We start from the raw sequence: 753 nt of genomic DNA, 5'->3' as shown, positions 1-753 counted from the left end.
CCGGTGGTGCCGTGGACGCGCAGGTCCGCCACCTCCCGCGTCCACCGCGCGAGGTGCGCCTCGAACGCCGACCAGCTCGGGAAGCGCCGCCCGGCCACCGCGTTGCGCTTGGCGTAGCCCACGCCCCGCTCGTCCTTGCCCTTGGTGCGGGCGCGGTAAGGCGCGCACGCCACCGGCCGCACGCCCCAGTGCCGGGCGAAGGCGTGGAAGCGGGCGTTGAACAGCACCTCGCGCGTCGCCGGGTCGTGCCGGTCCACCAGCGCCCGCGCGTTGTCCACCAGCAGCTCGGCCGGGACGCCGCCGAAGTGGCGGAACGCCTCCTCGACGCCCTCCAGCCACGCCGACTGCCGCTCGTGCCGGAAGGCGCGCACGAACACGCGGCGCGAGTGCCCGAGCGTGGCGACGAACAGCCGCGCCCGGACCTCGCCGCCGGGCTCGTCCTCGACCGCGACGCGGCACTGGCCGAAGTCCACCTGCATCTGCCGCCCCGGCGGCGTCTCGAAGCGCACCGTGGCGCGCGCCTCCGCCTCCATCTCGCGCCGCAGCGGCGCGCAGGCCCGCTCCACCGTCCGCAGGGCGGCGCGGACGCCAAGCTCGGCCTCCAACTCCTGGCGCACCACGTCCGCGTTGCCCCGGTGCCGCCGCAGCCGCTCGGCCAGCCACGCCCCGTGCCCCTCCAGCTTGCGCGGGCGGCCGGGCCGCCGCCGGTAGGGCGCCCAGCCCCCGGCGGCCACGTAGCGCTGCACCGTCTCG

General features: G+C 78.0%; 1 protein-coding gene. It reads right to left on the bottom strand.

All coding sequences use genetic code 11. The features are described from left to right. A partial coding sequence (gene istA, locus ABD067_RS26305; RefSeq protein WP_343898402.1) for an IS21 family transposase occupies nt 1–753 on the bottom strand: 753 nt, incomplete at both ends.

The sequence above is a fragment of the Craurococcus roseus genome (assembly GCF_039523795.1).
Classification (GTDB): Bacteria; Pseudomonadota; Alphaproteobacteria; order Acetobacterales; family Acetobacteraceae; genus Craurococcus; species Craurococcus roseus.
This window is presented reverse-complemented; position numbering and strand designations above follow the sequence as displayed.